Origin of the sequence: Halomonas sp. B23F22_20 (assembly GCF_043496985.1) — a bacterium.
Lineage (GTDB): Bacteria > Pseudomonadota > Gammaproteobacteria > Pseudomonadales > Halomonadaceae > Halomonas.
In genome coordinates this window covers 1-17,989 of record NZ_JBIEKH010000023.1, presented here as the reverse complement: position 1 = coordinate 17,989, position 17,989 = coordinate 1, and the positions used below count along the sequence as shown (strand labels likewise).

Genomic DNA, 17,989 nt, shown 5'->3' with positions numbered 1-17,989 from the left:
GGCCGCCGGCCAAGGAGAGAGCCAAGATGCAACGGCGCGACTTTGTGCGCTTCACCCTGGCCGGCGCTGCCGGCCTGATGCTGAGCGGCTGCGGCTTCCGCCTGCGCGGCCTTGATCAACCCGCCATCGGCCTGGAGTCGCTGGCCATCGCCGGCGCCGACGACGCCTTCGCGCGACTCGCCGCCGAGCGGCTCGCATCCATCGGCATATCGATCCGCGACGACGCACCGCTGGTGCTCAACCTCGCTGCCGAGCGCCTCGACGAGCGTCGACTCGGCGTGCTCGATTCGGGCAGCCAGGAGCGTGAATTGACCCTGAGCGTGCCCTTCTCGGTGCAGCGCCGGGCCGATGGCGCCTACCGCCTGGATCAACAGATCGTCGAGGTCAGCGAGCGCTTCACGGTCAGTGACGACAACCTGCTGGCCAGCGACGACCTGCGCGAGGCGGCGACCGAGCGCCTGCGTCGCAACGCCGTGCGCCGGCTGGTGGATCGCCTGCGCGCCCTGTCACCAAACTGAGGTCGACGTGAAGGTCTTTCCCGACAAGCTCGAGCCGGCACTGGCCAAGGGCCTGCCACCGGTGGTGATCGTCGCCGGCGACGAGCCGCTGCAGCACATGGAGGCCTGCGACGCCGTGCGCGCCGCGGCGCGCACGGCGGGTATCGAGGAGCGCGAGGTGCTCCACGTCGAGGCCAACTTCGCCTGGGGACGGCTGACCGAGGCCGCCGCTAGTCTGTCGCTGTTCGCCTCGCGCAAGCTGATCGAGCTGCGCCTGGGCAACGGCAAACCCGGCCAGGAGGGCGCCAAGGCACTGCGCGAGTATGCCGAGGGCATGGCGGGCAGCGACAACGTGCTGCTGGTCGCCGCTGGCAAGCTCGATTTCCGCGAACAGAAGAGCGCCTGGTTCAAGGCCCTCGACAAGGCCGGACTGTTCGTGCCGGTGTGGCCGGTGGATGCCTCCCGGCTGCACTTCTGGCTGCGCGACCGTGCCGGCCGCCACGGCCTCTCCATGGACCTGGATGCCTCCCGGCTGCTCGGCGAGCGCACCGAGGGCAACTTGCTGGCCGCCGACCAGGAGTTGCAGAAGCTGGCACTGATGTCGCCGCCAGGGGCGCGCATCTCGCCCCAGCAGATCGCCGGCGGGGTGGAAGACAGCGCCCGCTTCGACGTCTTCACGCTGACGGACGCCTGCCTCAAGGGCGAGCGCGCCCGCGTGTCGCGCATCATGACCGGCCTGCGCGGCGAGGGTGTCGAACCGCCTATCGTGCTGTGGGCGCTGACCCGCGAGCTGCGACTGCTGCTCTCGCTGCACCAGCATCTCGACCAGGGGCAGAGCCTTGAGCACGCCTGCAAGGCCCAGAAACCGCCGATCTTCGACAAGCGACGCCCCGCCTACCAGCAGGCGCTGAATCGCCTGCCGATGAAGCGTCTGCACAAGCTGCTGCTGTTCGCCCAGCGCCTCGACCTGGCGATCAAGGGGGCGAGCCCGATCCCGCTCTGGGAGGGCCTCCACGACCTGGCTCTGACGCTCGCTGGAGGCCGCGGCTTGCTGGCCGAATCGCCCCACTCCTACAAGGTCGGCTGAGATCGCAGCAGGCACCGTGGCAGCCCTGTCGAAACGACGCGCCCGATGACGCTCCTGCACCGCCAGCCACTTTCACAAGCGTTTGGAAATCAACGCACAATCGTGAAATGACGGGTCCTTTTCCCCTATACTGTCGTGGCATCGCCGCCGGCATGGTGCAAGGAGGCCCATGCGGAGCGGACAAGAGCCGGACCATCCCGACACACAAGGTTTTCACCATGAAGCGACTCACCCGACTCCTCAGCCCGCTCCTGATTCTCGCCCTGGCCCTAGGCAGCCTGCCGGTGGTCGCCGCCACCCCGGCGGCCGACCAGGGGCTGATCGGTACCGCCACGGTCCTGGACGCCCAGGCCGGCCAGAACGACCGCGACCAGATTCGCCGCGTGCTGGCCCGAGAGGACGTCCAGCAGCAGCTGCTGCTCCAGGGCGTCTCCCCCGCGCAGGTCGAGGACCGCGTCGCGGCGCTGTCCGACGCCGAGGCGCGTCAGATGGCCGAGCGCCTCGACCAGATGCCGGCCGGTTCCAGCGTGGTCGGCGCCCTGTTCGCGGTCTTCGTGATCCTGCTGGTGACCGATATCCTCGGCCTCACCGACGTCTATCCCTTCACCCGCTGATCCCGGGAGGCCTCGGATGAAAGGCCCGTTGCGGCCATCCGAACGCAAGAACGCCCGCATTGCGGGCGTTCTTGCGCTGGTGATGAGCCTACTGCTGATATCGGGCTGCGCCGCGACGCCGCGGCTGTCGCCCGAAGACCGCCAGAGCTTGCCCTCCCGCACCGCCGTCGGCGACGTTCCCTTCCATGGCCAGCGCGACTACCAGTGCGGCCCGGCGTCGCTCGCCATGGTGCTCGAGGCCGCCGGCCGCGAGGTCGGCGTGGACGCGCTGATCCCCCAGGTGTTCCTGCCCGGGCGCGAGGGCAGCGTGCAGCCCGAGATGCTGGCCACGGTGCGTCGCCATGGTCTGATTCCCTTCAGGCTGGATACCGGTTTCCCGGGCCTGCTCGACGAGCTCGCCGCCGGCCGGCCGGTGGTGGTGATGCAGAATCTCTCACTGCCGGCCTGGCCACAGTGGCACTATGCCGTGGCCATCGGCTACGACCTGCCGGCCGAGGAGCTGGTGATGCACACCGGCATGACGCCGGAGCGTAGGATCGACTTCGCGCGCTTCGACGCCACCTGGGCACGCAGCGAGCGCTGGGCGTTCGTCGCTCTGCCGCCCGGCCGGCTACCGGTCGACGAAGATGTCGAGGCCGCCACACGGGCCATCACCGACTTCGAGTCAGCCCAGGGCAGCGCGCCGGCCCTTCCCGCCTGGCAAGCCCTGGCCCAGCGCCATCCCGACGCTGCCATGGTACAGTTCGCACTGGGCAACGCCCGACACGCCACTGGCGATGCCCTGGGCGCCAAACGGGCCTTCCGGGCCGCCGTGAATGCAGATCCCGAGCTCGCCCCGGCATGGCTCAACCTGGGCATCGTCGCCGGGCGCACCGGCGATACCGACACGGCCCATCAGGCCCTGGAACGCGCCGCCGCCCTGCCGGGCCCCTGGCAGTCACGGGCACGGGAGGAGCGACGGGCACTCACCAAGGAGCGCGATGCATGAGCTACGACATCGTCCTCAAGCGCGTCTATCAGGCCCCCGAGCCCGACGACGGCGCCAGGGTGCTGGTTGATCGCTTGTGGCCTCGGGGCAAGCGGCGCGAATCCCTGCTGCTGGCAGACTGGTATCGCGACGCCTCGCCGTCGCCGGCCCTGCGCCGCCAGTATCACCAGCACGAGATCAGCCCGGCAGTGTTCGCCGTCCGCTACCGCGGCGAGCTGCGCGATCAGCCCGACTGCCTACTGCCGCTGATGCGCCGGGCGCGTGAAGGCCGACTAACCCTGCTCTCGGCCGCGCGGGACCTGGAGGCGTCTCACCTGCCACTGCTGCGCGAGGCGCTGCTCAAGGCGCTGGAAGCAGAGGATGCCAGCGACCGAGAACCGGCCTCCTCGCCGTGTCTTCGCGATCAGTTTCCGGATCCAGCACACTAGCCCCGAATCACGCTCATCCGCCAGGTGCCAAGGTGGGCCATCGGTCTTGCATCGTCACCGGCCTCGTCCCGTGAGGCGCTCTCCGATGGCCTCGCTGCAGCAACCCCACCGCACTGTCACCCATCGGCGCGCCCCGTATCCAGCGGCTGTGCACGGGCCAACCGACGATGGCAGCGTCGTGCGATCCATTCCTCCCGACGCATCACTGCCCAGCAGCCAATGCTCAGCCCCATGTAGCCGCTCAAACCTCGCACGTCCCGCAGCATGGACTGGGTCAGGCCAAACTCGAGGAAGGCGACCGGGATCAACAGCCCGGCCACGGCCAGGACCCGCACGCCGACCTCCTCGTGACCTAGCCGGCGATAGAACAGCCACAGCGGTACGCCATAGAACAGACCCAGAACCACCAGCCCCAGCAGCCCTCGCCGGGCGGCCGTGTCGATGGTGTCGCTGTGCAGTTGATCGAAGACACTAACCCCCGGATGCAGGTCCCCTCGCGCCACCATGTCATCACGGGCCGCCTCGAGCCGCCCTTCGCCCCAACCGGTCACGGGACGCTCAAGGAACAGCCGATAGCCGGCTCGCCACATCTCCAGGCGAAGCCCCACCGACCCATCCCGTTCCTCCCCCTGCTGATACGCCTGAAAATCCTCCACCGCACGCTCGAGTCGCGAGGTGACGCCGCTGATCGGCACCGCCGTCACGACCATCAGCATCAGCAAGCCCATGATCATGGTAAACCGACGCCAAGGCGCCGCGGGACGAACCGTACCCACAGGCAACCACCGCCAGGCCAGATAGCACAGTCCCAACAGCAGCGGTAAGGCGACCCAGCCACCACGAGTGCCGGAGAGCAGCGAGGCCAGGAAGCCTCCCAGCACGGCGACCAGCGCCAGCCGCTCCCCGCGGGACGCCTGGATATGGCGGCGGGACGCTCGGCGACGGCGCGCCCACCACCAGATTGCCGCCAGCAGCGAAAGACACCCCAGCAACAAGGCAATGTTGCCAAAGGGAATGGGGTTCATGCCATTACTGGCCCTGGAATACCGGAGCACCAGACATTCGAACAGCGCGATTCCACCAGCGGCCAGAGCACCGGCGGCGATGCCCAGCCACCAGTGACGCGGCGAGGGACCGACGCAGCGCAGCCAGATCAGCAGCCCCGCGGCCAGGATCGGCCAGAGCGGCAATCCGACACCCTGATCTCCCTCGCCCACGGGCCATACGCCCGTGCGCCGCACATCCCACAGCCAGAGCGCCGCATAGGCCAGCAACGCCAAGCACCACAGCGCATCCTCATGGTCCAGGTATCGCCAGCGGTGACGTACCGAGGGAATCGACACCGCTGCCACGCCCGATGCCACCAGGGGCACCATGAAATATCCCCAGGGCACGACGATCAAGCAGGCCGCGAAGGCCCCCACCAGCCATCCGCTGATGCTCTGACATGTTCTGAATGACATCATGACTCGAGGCACATTCCTCCAATGCCACCCATCACACGCCGTGATAGTCGCGATACCAGGCGACGAATCGCCGTATGCCCTCTTCGACGCAAACCTGTGGAGAAAAGCCGGTGGCATCGAAAAGCGCCTGGGTATCGGCGTAGGTTCGCGGCACATCTCCCGGCTGCATGGGCAGATATTGGCACTCGGCTGGACGCCCGACAGCGACCTCTATCGCACGAACGAAGTCCATCAAGCCGACGGGACTGCCATGGCCGATGTTGTAGATGGCATAGGGAGCGCGGCTGCTGTCTGGCCTACCTACTGCCGGATCCCACGCGTCGTCAGGCTGAGGAATCACCTCGAGCAATCGCACGATGCCTTCGACAATATCATCGATGTAGGTAAAGTCCCGGGACATGTCGCCGTGGTTGTAGATCTCGATGGGCTTCCCCTCGAGAATTGCCTTGGTGAACTTGAACAGCGCCATATCCGGTCGCCCCCAGGGGCCATACACGGTGAAGAAACGTAGCCCGGTGGTAGGCAGCCCATAGAGATGGGAATAGGTGTGCGACATCAGCTCGTTGGCCTTCTTGGTGGCGGCGTAAAGGCTGACGGGATGATCCACGCTGTCGTGAGTAGAGAACGGCGTGCGGGAATTCATGCCGTAGACCGAACTGGACGACGCATACACGAGATGATCCACGTCATGATGACGGCATCCCTCGAGGACATTGAGGTGTCCTACCAGATTGGCATCCACGTAGGCGTGAGGATTATCCAGCGAATAGCGCACGCCCGCCTGGGCCGCCAGATGCACAACCCGGTCGAAGCGGTAACGTTCGAACAGCGAGGCCATGTCATCCCGGCTCGCGAGATCGAGCTTGACGAAGGTGATGTCATCGCACCCCGCCAATTGAGCCAAGCGAGCCTCTTTCAGTGACACATCGTAGTAATTGTTGAGATTGTCGACTCCCACGATACGGTGGCCTTGGCCGGAAAGCCGCCGGGCCAGTGAAAAGCCGATGAAGCCTGCCATACCGGTAATCAAGAGCTTCATGATGATGTCCCCTGCCTATGCCGCGTTATTCGATATATCGCCCTATGCGCCGACATGAGGGTCGGAGCACCAATCAGACTCGCCTCGCCAGACGACCCACACATCCCCTCATCCGGCCGCAGCCACCTCTTTCATCCGATGAGCGTCCCCATGGAATAAGTCTCATCATCCAACAGGAAAAAACTCCTACTTGCTCACTCTAGCCACGTCATCAATCGGTGCATGAATGATCAGAAAATCAACTGGCAATAATGATAAAAACCATCTTGTGCTGCCCGAACCATAAATTATTGTTAATAACATTACTTAACACACATGCCACTGAAATTACATTACATAACAATGGCGATCATAACAAGAAAAAAGCACAGAAAAATATATCAAATAAGCCATCAGCTCACAAAATTTAGACTTATCCAATGGCGAAAATCAGCACATTGAATCGCTAAAAACGTAACGATGAATGCGTCTCAATATGCTTGTTTCAAGAAAACTTAATGACTTATTTTACGGATCGATGACTCGACAAAATCATTAGTTTCTCTCAACGCCACCACCCAGTGTCTAGACGAAAGATCAACGATTTATGCCAGGAGGTCAGTTCGTGAATATGACAATATCACTGGGCGATACTCGAGTCGCTGTCATTGGATTGGGATATGTAGGACTTCCCTTAGCCGTCGCATTTGGCAAGCACTATCCGACGATAGGTTACGATATCAACGCGAAGCGAATCGCCCGGCTCAACGAAGGCGTTGACACGACCCGGGAGGTCGAACCCGCTGAGCTCCGCCAGGCCGGGCGACTGACGTTTTCCTGCGAGAGACAGGCGCTTCACGACAGCAATGTCTATATCGTTACGGTGCCAACGCCCATCGATAACCAGCGTTGCCCGGACCTGGCACCGTTAATCAGAGCCAGTGAGACACTGGGTGAAGTGATACGACCCGGCGACGTGGTGATCTATGAGTCGACGGTCTACCCCGGAGCAACCGAGGAAGTGTGCATACCCGTCATCGAGCGCGTGTCGGGACTTGCCTACAATATCGATTTTTTCGCGGGCTACAGCCCCGAACGCATCAACCCCGGTGACAGAGAACATCGTGTCGACTCGATCAGGAAAGTCACCTCGGGCTCGACCCCCGATATCGCGGCGTTCGTCGATGCCCTCTATGCCTCGGTCATCACCGCCGGCACCTTCCGGGCCAGCTCGATTCGCGTCGCCGAAGCCGCCAAGGTCATCGAGAACACCCAACGCGACGTCAATATCGCATTGATCAACGAGCTGGCAATGATCTTCAATCGCCTGCAGATCGATACCGAAGAGGTGCTGCTGGCGGCGGGGACCAAATGGAACTTCCTGCCCTTTCGTCCCGGCCTGGTGGGTGGCCACTGTATCGGCGTCGACCCCTACTATCTGACCCACAAGGCTCAGCAGGTGGGTTACCACCCGGAAGTCATCCTCTCGGGCCGGCGGATCAACGACGGCATGGGCGGCTACGTGGCCGGGCAGCTCGTCAAGCAGATGGTCAAGCAGCGTATTCACGTTCAGGGCGCACGAGTGCTGATGATGGGCCTGACGTTCAAGGAGAACTGCCCCGACCTGCGCAACACGCGTGTCACCGACATCATTCACGAACTGGCAGACTATAACGTCACCGTCGACGTATTTGACCCCCATGTCGACCGTGACGAAGCTCTCCAAGCCTACGATATTCGCCCGATAGACCACCCCCAGGAAGGGGCCTATGATGCGGTGATTCTGGCAGTAGCCCACAATGAATTCCGCGATTTCGGCATTGAGCGCATCCGCACCTGGGGAAAACCGCAGCACGTGCTTTATGACTTGAAGTACCTGCTCGCCAACGGCGAGGCCGACTTGCGACTTTGAACGTCCCCTCTCTCGTACTTGTCCTCACAACATGCGCCCGGCGAGAAACCTCGGCCGGGCGCATGTTCCACTGGAACAACGTATCAGACCGTCGCCTTCTCCATCGTCTCCTCAAGGACATCGCAGGTCAGCTCGATCTCCTTGTCGCTAAGGGTCGGATGAACGAGAAACATCAGGCTGGTCTGTCCGAGCTCCTGGGCGACGGCTAGCGGGCGACGAGGCCGCCATCCGGTCTCCTCAAAGGCACGCTCACGGTAGACCTCCGAACAGGAGCCACCAAGGCATGGCACGCCACGCGTCTGGATCTCGTCGGTGATGCGCTCACGACTCCAGCCGGATCGCAACCTCTCGGGTTCGAGAAACACATAGGCCTTGTAGGCAGCATGGCCGACATGCACCGGCGGCTGTGGTACGCGCAGGCCCCGGCACTGGTGTGCTGCCTGCCAGATTCGCTCCTGGTTGGCGCGCCGACGCTCGGTCCATTCCGGCATGCGCCGTAGCTGGAGGCGTCCGATCGCCGACTGCATCTCGGTCAAGCGCCAATTGGTGCCGAAGGAATCATGCAGCCAGCGAAAGCCCGGGGGATGGTCGCGATGATAAACCGCCTCCCAGCTCTTGCCGTGGTCCTTGTAGGCCCACATGCGTTGCCAGAGGTCCGGATCGTCGGTGGTCACCATGCCGCCTTCGCCACCGGTGGTCATGATCTTGTCCTGGCAGAACGACCAGGCGGCGACATGGCCAAGCCCCCCCACTCGACGCCCATGCCAGGTGGCACCGTGTGCCTGGGCGCAGTCCTCCACCACCGCAAGCCCGCGGGCTTCCGCCAGCGCCATGAGATCGCCCATTTCACATGGCCATCCTGCGAGATGAACGGCAACGATCGCCCGAGTACGTGGCGTAATCAGGGGCTCCACGGTAGCAGCGCTGATGTTCTGGGAATTTCGATCCACATCCGCAAACACGGGGATGGCCCCTGCCGTGACAATGGAAGAGGCTGAGGCCATGAAGGTCCGTGGGGTCACGATGACCTCATCGCCCGGACCTATGCCCAGCCCCCGAAAGGCAAGATCCAAGGCCGTAGTGCCATTGGAAACGGCCACCGCGTAGCGCGTACCGGCGAAATCGGCGAACTCGCGCTCGAAGGCACGCCCTTCCTCGCCGGTCCAATAATTCACCTTGTTGGACAACAGGACCCGCCTGACGGCATCGGCCTCTTCTTCGGTGAAGGCGGGCCAGGGGGAGAACGGGGTCTCGAGCATGGATGGGCCCTCCAGGGCTGGCATTCTCGGCGAAAGGACACCTGATTCCGGGTCGGCAGCGAGGCGCTACTAGACGAGATCGCGGGCCTCGCTGGCCCGTATGCGCTGCACCGTCGTCGAAGCGACCGGTACGATGTATTTCATGCCTCTCACGCCCAGCGAGGGCCTCAGCCATCCGGCCTCGGGCCGCCGCCCCTGGGCCAGTGCGATCAGCGCCTTGGGGAAGTCGACGCCGGCCAAATGCGAGAAGGGGTAGCCGCCGCCGAAGCGGGCGTTGAGTTCAAGCACCTGGGGCGGCCCGTGCTCAGCCAGCATGATGTCGATATCCAGGTTGCCCCTGTGGCCCAGCAGTGCGGCGACACGATGGGCGCCACCAATATGGACATTCACCAGACAGCGGCTCCAGTTCTGGTCATCTCGTATGGTGGCCGGGTTCAGTCATTGCCATAGAATTCATCAACGGTCACATGCCCTTCCGCCGAGACACCATCACGGGACAAAACCTTTCTCACGGTTAGCATCAAAATGTACAGATCCAGCCGTAGCGTATGGTGATCCACGTACCAAACGTCGAGTTCGAACTTTTTCTGCCAGGAGAGTGAGTTGCGACCGTTCACCTGTGCCCAGCCGGTGATGCCGGGAAGCACGTCGTGGCGACGATACTGCTCGGCGCTGTAACGGGGCAGGTATTCCATCATCAGCGGACGCGGGCCAACCAAGCTCATCTCTCCCCTGATGACGTTCCAGAGTTCGGGCAGCTCATCCAGACTGCTACCCCGCAACCAGGTTCCCAGGCGCGTCATGCGCTGCTCGTCGGGCAGCGGTCGTCCCCGGGCATCGACGGCATAACGCATGGTCCGGAACTTGATGATCTCGTAGGGCCGCCCATGCAGGCCGGGCCTTTGCTGGCGAAAGAACACTGGCCTCCCTAGCCTCAGGGCGACCAGCAGTGCTACACAAACGAAGACGGGTAGCAACAGTACCGACACGAACAGTGCGACGACGACATCAAAGACTCGTTTTCCCATGATAGCCTCGCAGTTCATCCACGCCGGTGTCGTTTCGTCGGCATCCGGTTCCCGGTCCTATGCCCATCTGCCCGAGAATATCTTCGTTGACCTTGTTGACGTCATACTTGGCCTCCACGATCTCTCTCGATTTTCTTCCCATGGTATCGATCAACTCGGGACATTCGATGAAACGCAGCATAGCGCTCGCCAGAAACGAAGCATCTCGAACCGGGACCAGATAGCCATTAACCCCCTCGACAACGGTTTCACGACAGCCCGGGGCATCGCTGGTAATGACGGCTCTGCCCATGGCCATGGCTTCGAGCACAGTGCGCGGCGTGCCTTCACGATAGGACGGCAATACGTAGGCGTGGCAGGCGGCGATCGCCGGTCGCACGTCATCGAGGGAACCAAGAAAGTCAATGGTGCCGTCGGCGATCCAGTCGTCTAACTCGTGGCGATCGATGGCGTCAGGGTTGTCATCGATCCAACCAGCCAAGGCGAAGGTCGCCAGTGGATGGGTCCGGCGCACCTGACGGGCGGCTTCCACATACTCACGCACGCCCTTGTCACCGAGCAGCCGACCGATCAGAAGGAATCGACAAGGCCCCTCGGCGCGGGGCGCTACGACATACTGCTCCAGGTCGATGCCCGAGCCATTCACGACGTGGGATGGGACTCTGGGCGAGAGGACCTTCTGTTGCAGGAATAGCGCCTGATCGTCAGGGTTCTGGAAGAATACCTTGTGGGCCCCGGAGAGGGCCAGGCGGTACAGGGTCCGCACGATCGTCAGCACTGCCTGCCGTTTTCCGAACGCTCTGGCCGACGCGTCGGAAGTGAACGCATAGCCCAGACCGGTGACCAGCACGAAGCGCCGGGGAATACGGGCAAGCCGGGCGCCGAGAGTGCCGTAAATCACCGGCTTGATCGTGTAACCCATTACGACTTCGGGCCGTATTCGGCGCATTAGACAATAGAGCTCACCGAGCGTCTTGAGATCGGCTACGGGATTCATCCCCGTACGCTGCAGGCCAATTTCGTGCACCCTGATACCCTTTTTCTCCAACTGCCGACGCCATTTATTGTCTGATCCGATATCAGGCGATGCCGCATGGACCTCATACCCCTTGGCGATCAAGGCATCGAGCAGCGGGCCACGAAAGTGGATCAGGGAATCCGCATAGCTGGCAATCACGAGGAATCGGGTCATTTGCCCTCCCGGCGTTGTAGCACATCACGATGATGTAGCCCTGGCCGGTGCTGAACAGGTACTCGCGGGACGCCGGATGGCATACGCATAGTGCCCATCACCGAGATGAAAAGATAGATCAGCACAGGGGCGAACATCCATTTCTGACGAACGGAGATCCCCAGATTTGCTGTCGTCATAGCCAGTATCACCCAGGCCAGGATGGCATAAATCCAGAGAAAGGTACGATGTTCTCCAAGCTGACTCTTCTCGCCCTTGAGAATGGCACACCCGCCGACGATAAAAAGATACAGAAAAATCAAATTATCCATCGACGAAGCCAATTGAAATATACTGCCAGCCTCGAATGGCATGGGGCGAAACATATAGGTAAATAATTTCATGGGAAGATTCATTTGACTTATGTCAACGCCACCCCCTCCGCTTTGATTGTACGCCTGTCGCTCCTCGACGTAACTCATCACGACATCGACATCTGATCCAAAACCGATACCTGCGTAATTCATGGCAAAAGGTACAATTGCACTTGAAGCGGCTAAAGCCAAGCATCCAAATCCGATTCTCTTCAGATACGAAACGTTGGCGTGAAGCACGAACGAAGCAGAAAGCCCTATGACGATCAACCCAGCCATGTGAGGCCTAACCAACAATATCAACAGGACGGCAACTATCATCAAGATAATTCTTTTGTTGAGATGAATGGATGCCCACAATGCCAAGGCTATAGCAGTGAACGAAATAGCATCTTTCCCAATCGCGGATGACCAGAAGCTAGCTGAGGGAAGAAGGACCACTAACAGCGCCAGACGCTTTAAAAAAAAACCCTTTCCATCTGTAGCCGCTTTCAGGGATGCATAGAAGGCAAGGAGCCCGACGTAGCCAATTATATTGTAAACAAGAAAAACGCCAAGAAAGGACAAACCCAGCCCCTGCGAAAACAATGATGTCAGATAGATCACCCCAGCAGTACCAACATTGAAAACGAGATCATGATGCAATGATACACGATAGTACATATTAGCATCACCACCATCGAATACGACATACCATGCATATGTCAGGCAAAAAATGGAATGCCACAGATAAAGAAAAATGGATCGCCCTACAGGGACCTGAAATGGCTTCCCTAAAAATAAACACAGCAACAGACCCAAAAAAAACACTAATGTCGCTGTCACCACATCGAGGCCACCATCTACATATTCCATTTTCACCCCATCATCAACGACTAATAAAAAATGAAACATACCAGCTATTACAGCATGAGCCTTCATCCTCCACGCATTGATGGCATTACAATCAGAACCTGCATCCACCCAGAGAAACCCACATACTCAGAGTTCAACGAGAAACCTTTTAATACTATCGACTATAAGTTCTTGATCTTTTATTTCTAGATAAGGATGCATTGGCAAGCTCATGACTCTCTTCGCCAGTTCATCTCCACTCGTCAACGAAGAACGTGCACTAAAAACAGCAGGCTGCATATTCAACGGTATAGGGTAGTGTACGGCAGTAGGGATACCGCACTGTTTGAGATTCTCTCTTAGCTCTTCCCTGTTCCTGACGCATATCGTATATTGAGCCCATACACTCGTTGCACAGGAGGCCACATCAGGTGTAGATGTGATACCGGCTTCCTTCAACATTCTCGTATAACGACTCGCAACCTGGTTTCGCAGCGCAATCTCATCCTCGAATATTTCCAGCTTTGTCAACAGCACTGCTGCTTGAAGTGTATCCAGACGACTATTGATGCCAAGACGAACGTGATGGTAGCGGCCATCCTGACCATGGCGAGAAATTTGACGCAGAATGGCGGCCAGCTCATCATTGCTAGTAAAAATAGCCCCACCATCCCCGTAGCACCCTAAAGGCTTGCTAGGAAAAAAACTTGTCGTAGCGATAGTGGAAAGATTACACGACTTTCTTTCCTTGTACGTAGCACCAAAACTCTGAGCGGCATCCTCAATGACAGGGATCCCATACTCTTTTGCGATGTCATTGATAATATCAAAGTCGGCACACTGGCCATACAAAGAAACGGATATTATCGCCTTGGTTCGAGGTGTAATTGCCTCTTCTATTCTAGCCACATCAATATTATAGGTGCGAGCGTCAACATCAACATAAACCGGTCTTGCTCCCAATAATGCGACGGTTTCTGCAGAGGCAATATAGCTAAACCCGGGCATGATCACTTCATCTCCAGGACCAATACCCAAAGCCATCTCGGCGACTTGGAGAGCATCCGTCCCATTAGCACAACTGATACAATGTTTTGCACCAGTATACTCAGCCAGCCTCTCTTCTAGCTCGTACACTTCAGGCCCCAATATATAAACACCATGGTTTAAAACCTTCTGCATGCGCTCATCAATTTTATTTTTTATACGCATTTTCTGAGCACCCAGGTCAATAAAAGGAATCATATGGACTCCTTTTTCACATTCCGACCATCCAGAAGATAACGAGCCCCCGTATGCTGGCATACCGCTTCACCATAACCTTCCAGAGGCAAGTCAAGTTGCTCACCGTATTCGCTCATCCAGCCGACCTGAGTTGATGGAACACCAACCATCAGTGCATAGGCCGGTACATCTCTGTTAACCAAGGCTCCTGCACCAACGAAGGCATACTCTCCTATCGTTACCCCACAGATAATAGTGCAGTTTGCACCTAGTGTTGCTCCTTTCATAACCAAAGTAGCGCGATACTCATTCTTTCTATCGATCAAGGAACGAGGATTATAGACGTTCGTAAAAACCATGCTCGGGCCACAAAATACTCCCTCTTCTAACGTTACGTCGTCATAAACCGACACATTATTCTGTACTTTGCAATAATCTCCTACATTAGCGCGACTACCAATAAAGACATTCTGCCCTAGCGACACACCAACACCTATGCGAGCCCCACGACAGACGTGTACAAAGTGCCATATACGTGTGCCATTTCCTATCTTCGCACCTTCGTCAATCACGGCTGTATCATGTATCTTTACGTTCATAGCCAATTTTCCGTTATCGTTTCAAGAAAGGGTGATACTCTCCCTTAATCCCCTGCGGTGTTGCATTTCGAATCTCTGAGACTGTTTCAACAGCCACTCTATTTTCCTCTAGACCAAAGCCACGCCCGGAAATGATCTCTTCATAACTGAGAGTATGCAGATCGGTGAAACCATTTGAGAACTCGATCTCTTCACCATCCACGGTAATCGATCGATAAGTTCGATGGCCAGCACTCAGAGAAGGTAAGGGGATGTCATGCTCATCAACAGACAGAAACCAACGTACATGGGCATTCTCATATTCAAGGTATCCAGACACTTTCGTTGGAGAGCAATAGTGCACCACATTTTCACAAAGCCTACCGAAGATAAAATGAAGCATATCGTAAAAGTGTATGCCTATATTAGTGGCTATCCCACCAGATTTCTTTTCGTCTCCTTTCCAGCTCTGTAGATACCATCGACCGCGCGCTGTAATATAGGTCAAATCAACTTCATATTTCCTCACTCTTGACTGGCTCTTCACCTTATCTCGCAGCTCGATGATCGCTGGGTGGAGACGTAACTGAAGAATTGTATTCACTTTTTTCCCTGAGTCCCGCTCGACTTCCCTCAAACCATCAATATTCCAAGGATTCAATACAAGAGGCTTTTCGCAAATGGCATCTGCACCCGATCGCAAGGCAAACCTGACATGCGAGTCATGTAAATAGTTAGGTGAAGCGATAGATACATAGTGAACCTCACGCCCATCATTGACTCGACGCAGCAAGTCGACATGCCGGTCGAACCGCTCGAATTCAGTAAAAAAGTCTGCGTCTGGAAAAAAGCTATCGATGACTCCCATAGAGTCACTGTGATCAAGTGCAGCCACCAAATTATTACCAGTAGACTGTATCGCTTTCATATGCCGCGGCGCGATATAACCTGCAGACCCTATAAGAGCAAAGTTGTGCATATAGCCATCCTCCAGATACCGAGCAACTTTCAGATCAAGCCACAAACCTATAGCAGCCAGCCGCGCAAGTCAGAAAAGGCTTTCACAAAGACATACAACTCCACATGCTCGCAACGCCCCAGAAAAGCGATAACAAGCTTTAAAAATCAAAAAGCCACTTCACTACCAACCAAATAGCTTGAAAGCATGGATTCAACCAACAAGGGAAACCAAAGCCTAAAAAGGCCTCACAGGGTCAACTGGAAGACATGGCATATTCAAAAGCAACGATATACTGGTAAATAGGGTATCGAACTGATATGCACCCCTCCCAACTGAGCCGGGATAACATTCAGCTCCAATATTTTAGCAATCGCAAACCTATGACATCCTCCACACCCGAAGAAAGTTTCTCCCTCAGGCCCGATATGAATATATATTCCACCTAGCTCTCTGAAATTCTTCGCTCCCAGCTCACTGCATGAAAGCAACTTTCCATCCTTTTTCACCTGATTGAACATAAGATCCAATTGGCGATACCTTAAGACGATATCATCCATATTCCTGCAGCCATCATAGCGGCCATGCTGCTTGACCAAACTCTCCATATGTTGGTAAATCCCAGTATTCTCCCATGACACACCTCCCAACCAGTGCTCATAACAACACCTTATCTTTAACAAATCTTCAACTGGGAAAATCTTATCGCTTCCTCCTGGTGGCCAGTCTCCCAAAAAAACTTGACCGCTTACCCTTCTATCTAACCCATCAACTCCTAATAAACACTTCTCTGGATTTATCCATATCCTTTCTGCATACCTAGGAGAATCCAATCCATACTTCACTTGATTACACTTCTCATACACCAGCTTTTTAAAAATGGCTGTTCTTGCAATCAGGTTTACAGCAGGTTTCTTTATGACATTATAAACATCATGAACTTCCATAGCCTTCATAACCTTTAACAAAGCCATTCCATCTTCATCAGATAAAAAGCTGTTAACCACACCGCAAAGAACCCACCTATCATAATTAAATCAATCAGCTAATGGAAACCGGCCATCCCGAGCACTCAATAGTTCTCCACGAATCCACATAACAACGGACTTCATAAAAATCACCTTAGATATATATCTTTCAGAGGCGGCCCTTACCTCACTTCTAGGAACAGGCTTAAGGCGTTCTGCATATGTAACCATGGATGCAATATTGACACGAGAGTCATTAAAATAGTATGGAAAGCTGTCTGGTATTGCTGTATCCTCGGAAGTTGAGTAAATGGGCAACCCCATCGCCAGAAGCTCTCTCACTTTCAACAAAGCGCCTTCCTTGAGCCCTTTCCTGTCCATCGCAAACGATGAAAACCCGATGTCACACAAGCTGACGATCTCTACATATTCATCCTCCTCCAAGAGGCCATGCCAAATAAAAGTACGCACTCTGTGGGGAGTGGCGGCTATTTCCGAAACCTGTTCTTTACTAAGATCCCCTACTAGGTGCACCTTCAGGTTTAATTCAATATTTTCACACGCAGAGCCGTCAACCGCCTGAACCAGTCTGTCCAAACCATGCCAAGAGGAGAACTTCCCACAGATAAAAATGGCATTGACCTCATTACCACTTCGAAAATCCTTCGCCAGCACCACTTGCCTGACATCCACTCCATTGGGATATGCATCGTGGACAATCTGTCGCGACGCCACTCTTCTCACTTCATAATCAGCGATCTCGTGCGTCACTCCCAGCACCCCCAGGGAGTGCCTATTACTAAAACTGCCAGCGAACTTCTCCAGCACCGAGGACAAATATCCAGTCACTCCTGGGCGAATTAACCTGAGTTCTTCTATCTCCTTTGCATGGTGTACACTGACTCTATTTTTCACTAACGGGGATAACAACATGGAAAAGGGATCAAAGGTCATATGTCGCAGCAAAACAATGTCATACTTCTTGCTCATCCGAAGAACCATCCACCATGCATATAGCTCCCTTAAAAAAAGCGGGCGAAACCCCCATGGTATCTTCTTCTCGAAAGGCTCAACAATCTTTCCAGTATGAAAGGCAACAGTTGACCACTCCACATTTTCAAGCTGTCCATGGCAAGCCACTTCATACTTCAGCTGTTTCCTTTGCCCTTGTGATAGGCGACGACAAGCTGTAACATGTATTACTTTTATCTTGTCTTCTCTACCTTGAATGGAATCCATCGCCCCCCCGCACTTCGAGAAGAAAATCACCTAAGCAGTCAAAATATAACGAAACCGGCCACCGCCAGAAGCCAAGCCAACAATTAAACTCAAGCACTCACATGAACTGTGAGATACTAGAAAAGCCCAACTATCAAACTCTCCTGGAATGTCATCTAACTGTAGGGTCCCGGATGATCAGATGAGCCATAGAAGTTATCCTTTGCTGGCCGCCAAGGGGCTTCTTCAACAGTTCATCCGGGAGCAAGGATATGGACATCAAGCTACATAAACAGGCGACCACCACACCGAAGATCCGGGCCGAGATCCAGGCAGCGCCTTCCAGCATCAGCGACAGCGAGCTGGC

Annotated in this window: 18 protein-coding genes; 6 read left to right on the top strand and 12 right to left on the bottom strand. The window is 56.8% G+C overall.

The window, feature by feature from the left end:
* The first annotated feature begins 26 nt into the window (after nt 1-26).
* The 5 genes from ACGTN6_RS17105 to ACGTN6_RS17085 all read left to right on the top strand — a co-directional run bounded on the left by ACGTN6_RS17105 (nt 27) and on the right by ACGTN6_RS17085 (nt 3,614).
* Nucleotides 27-518 (top strand): LPS-assembly lipoprotein LptE, encoded by a 492-nt coding sequence (locus tag ACGTN6_RS17105; protein ID WP_394593894.1) that lies wholly within the window; start codon nt 27-29, stop codon nt 516-518.
* A gap of 7 nt (nt 519-525) precedes the next feature.
* The gene (holA, locus tag ACGTN6_RS17100; RefSeq protein ID WP_394593892.1) at nt 526-1,584 is read left to right on the top strand and encodes a DNA polymerase III subunit delta; all 1,059 of its coding nucleotides are present in this window, start codon (nt 526-528) and stop codon (nt 1,582-1,584) included.
* A gap of 218 nt (nt 1,585-1,802) precedes the next feature.
* The gene (locus ACGTN6_RS17095; protein ID WP_394593890.1) at nt 1,803-2,198 is read left to right on the top strand and encodes a PA2779 family protein; all 396 of its coding nucleotides are present in this window, start codon (nt 1,803-1,805) and stop codon (nt 2,196-2,198) included.
* A 16-nt stretch (nt 2,199-2,214) separates the two neighbouring features.
* Nucleotides 2,215-3,186 (top strand): PA2778 family cysteine peptidase, encoded by a 972-nt coding sequence (locus ACGTN6_RS17090; protein WP_394593888.1) that lies wholly within the window; start codon nt 2,215-2,217, stop codon nt 3,184-3,186.
* The gene (locus ACGTN6_RS17085; RefSeq protein WP_394593886.1) at nt 3,183-3,614 is read left to right on the top strand and encodes a DUF488 domain-containing protein; all 432 of its coding nucleotides are present in this window, start codon (nt 3,183-3,185) and stop codon (nt 3,612-3,614) included. Before ACGTN6_RS17090 ends, ACGTN6_RS17085 begins: the two co-directional genes overlap by 4 nt.
* A 116-nt stretch (nt 3,615-3,730) precedes the next feature.
* Here the strand turns inward: ACGTN6_RS17085 and ACGTN6_RS17080 are convergent, their stop codons facing one another.
* Nucleotides 3,731-5,080, bottom strand: a complete 1,350-nt coding sequence (locus tag ACGTN6_RS17080) for an O-antigen ligase family protein (protein WP_394593884.1) — start codon at nt 5,078-5,080, stop codon at nt 3,731-3,733.
* A 31-nt stretch (nt 5,081-5,111) separates the two neighbouring features.
* The gene (locus ACGTN6_RS17075) at nt 5,112-6,119 is read right to left on the bottom strand and encodes an NAD-dependent epimerase (protein ID WP_394593882.1); all 1,008 of its coding nucleotides are present in this window, start codon (nt 6,117-6,119) and stop codon (nt 5,112-5,114) included.
* A 610-nt stretch (nt 6,120-6,729) separates the two neighbouring features.
* Between ACGTN6_RS17075 and tviB the strand changes: the two genes are divergently transcribed.
* Nucleotides 6,730-8,010, top strand: coding sequence for a Vi polysaccharide biosynthesis UDP-N-acetylglucosamine C-6 dehydrogenase TviB (gene tviB, locus ACGTN6_RS17070; protein ID WP_394593963.1), 1,281 nt, complete (start codon nt 6,730-6,732; stop codon nt 8,008-8,010).
* Between the two features lie 83 nt (nt 8,011-8,093).
* On the opposite strand, the gene ACGTN6_RS17065 is transcribed toward tviB, so the two are convergent.
* The 10 genes from ACGTN6_RS17065 to ACGTN6_RS17020 all read right to left on the bottom strand — a co-directional run bounded on the left by ACGTN6_RS17065 (nt 8,094) and on the right by ACGTN6_RS17020 (nt 17,643).
* Nucleotides 8,094-9,269 carry a DegT/DnrJ/EryC1/StrS family aminotransferase gene (locus tag ACGTN6_RS17065; RefSeq protein WP_394593880.1) on the bottom strand — a complete coding sequence of 392 codons (1,176 nt, stop codon included), beginning with the start codon at nt 9,267-9,269 and terminating at the stop codon, nt 8,094-8,096.
* 69 nt (nt 9,270-9,338) lie between these two features.
* Nucleotides 9,339-9,659 (bottom strand): ATP-grasp domain-containing protein, encoded by a 321-nt coding sequence (locus tag ACGTN6_RS17060; RefSeq protein ID WP_394593878.1) that lies wholly within the window; start codon nt 9,657-9,659, stop codon nt 9,339-9,341.
* Nucleotides 9,660-9,703: 44 nt separating this feature from the next.
* Entirely contained in the window at nt 9,704-10,297 is a 594-nt protein-coding gene (locus ACGTN6_RS17055; RefSeq protein WP_394593876.1) for a sugar transferase, read from the bottom strand.
* Entirely contained in the window at nt 10,278-11,489 is a 1,212-nt protein-coding gene (locus ACGTN6_RS17050) for a glycosyltransferase family 4 protein (protein WP_394593874.1), read from the bottom strand. The genes ACGTN6_RS17055 and ACGTN6_RS17050 overlap by 20 nt, the downstream gene beginning before the upstream one ends.
* A complete protein-coding gene (locus ACGTN6_RS17045; RefSeq protein WP_394593872.1) occupies nt 11,486-12,805 on the bottom strand; it encodes a hypothetical protein in 1,320 nt (439 codons plus the stop codon). Before ACGTN6_RS17045 ends, ACGTN6_RS17050 begins: the two co-directional genes overlap by 4 nt.
* Before the next feature lie 18 nt (nt 12,806-12,823).
* A complete protein-coding gene (locus ACGTN6_RS17040; RefSeq protein WP_394593870.1) occupies nt 12,824-13,921 on the bottom strand; it encodes a DegT/DnrJ/EryC1/StrS family aminotransferase in 1,098 nt (365 codons plus the stop codon).
* Entirely contained in the window at nt 13,918-14,499 is a 582-nt protein-coding gene (locus tag ACGTN6_RS17035; RefSeq protein WP_394593868.1) for an acyltransferase, read from the bottom strand. The genes ACGTN6_RS17040 and ACGTN6_RS17035 overlap by 4 nt, the downstream gene beginning before the upstream one ends.
* 13 nt (nt 14,500-14,512) lie before the next feature.
* Nucleotides 14,513-15,457, bottom strand: coding sequence for a Gfo/Idh/MocA family protein (locus ACGTN6_RS17030; RefSeq protein WP_394593866.1), 945 nt, complete (start codon nt 15,455-15,457; stop codon nt 14,513-14,515).
* Nucleotides 15,458-15,714: 257 nt separating this feature from the next.
* A complete protein-coding gene (locus tag ACGTN6_RS17025; RefSeq protein WP_394593864.1) occupies nt 15,715-16,443 on the bottom strand; it encodes a ParB N-terminal domain-containing protein in 729 nt (242 codons plus the stop codon).
* 30 nt (nt 16,444-16,473) lie between these two features.
* Nucleotides 16,474-17,643, bottom strand: coding sequence for a glycosyltransferase family protein (locus ACGTN6_RS17020; RefSeq protein WP_394593862.1), 1,170 nt, complete (start codon nt 17,641-17,643; stop codon nt 16,474-16,476).
* Nucleotides 17,644-17,989 lie beyond the last annotated feature (346 nt).

What these genes read in the sequence shown, in the direction of transcription:
- ACGTN6_RS17105 (WP_394593894.1), top strand. Translation starts at nt 27, where the DNA reads ATGCAACGGCGCGACTTTGTGCGCTTCACCCTGGCCGGCGCTGCCGGC.
- ACGTN6_RS17095 (WP_394593890.1), top strand. Translation starts at nt 1,803, where the DNA reads ATGAAGCGACTCACCCGACTCCTCAGCCCGCTCCTGATTCTCGCCCTG.
- ACGTN6_RS17090 (WP_394593888.1), top strand. Translation starts at nt 2,215, where the DNA reads ATGAAAGGCCCGTTGCGGCCATCCGAACGCAAGAACGCCCGCATTGCG.
- ACGTN6_RS17085 (WP_394593886.1), top strand. Translation starts at nt 3,183, where the DNA reads ATGAGCTACGACATCGTCCTCAAGCGCGTCTATCAGGCCCCCGAGCCC.
- ACGTN6_RS17080 (WP_394593884.1), bottom strand. Translation starts at nt 5,080, where the DNA reads ATGATGTCATTCAGAACATGTCAGAGCATCAGCGGATGGCTGGTGGGG.
- ACGTN6_RS17075 (WP_394593882.1), bottom strand. Translation starts at nt 6,119, where the DNA reads ATGAAGCTCTTGATTACCGGTATGGCAGGCTTCATCGGCTTTTCACTG.
- tviB (WP_394593963.1), top strand. Translation starts at nt 6,730, where the DNA reads ATGACAATATCACTGGGCGATACTCGAGTCGCTGTCATTGGATTGGGA.
- ACGTN6_RS17065 (WP_394593880.1), bottom strand. Translation starts at nt 9,269, where the DNA reads ATGCTCGAGACCCCGTTCTCCCCCTGGCCCGCCTTCACCGAAGAAGAG.
- ACGTN6_RS17055 (WP_394593876.1), bottom strand. Translation starts at nt 10,297, where the DNA reads ATGGGAAAACGAGTCTTTGATGTCGTCGTCGCACTGTTCGTGTCGGTA.
- ACGTN6_RS17050 (WP_394593874.1), bottom strand. Translation starts at nt 11,489, where the DNA reads ATGACCCGATTCCTCGTGATTGCCAGCTATGCGGATTCCCTGATCCAC.
- ACGTN6_RS17040 (WP_394593870.1), bottom strand. Translation starts at nt 13,921, where the DNA reads ATGATTCCTTTTATTGACCTGGGTGCTCAGAAAATGCGTATAAAAAAT.
- ACGTN6_RS17035 (WP_394593868.1), bottom strand. Translation starts at nt 14,499, where the DNA reads ATGAACGTAAAGATACATGATACAGCCGTGATTGACGAAGGTGCGAAG.
- ACGTN6_RS17030 (WP_394593866.1), bottom strand. Translation starts at nt 15,457, where the DNA reads ATGCACAACTTTGCTCTTATAGGGTCTGCAGGTTATATCGCGCCGCGG.
- ACGTN6_RS17020 (WP_394593862.1), bottom strand. Translation starts at nt 17,643, where the DNA reads ATGGATTCCATTCAAGGTAGAGAAGACAAGATAAAAGTAATACATGTT.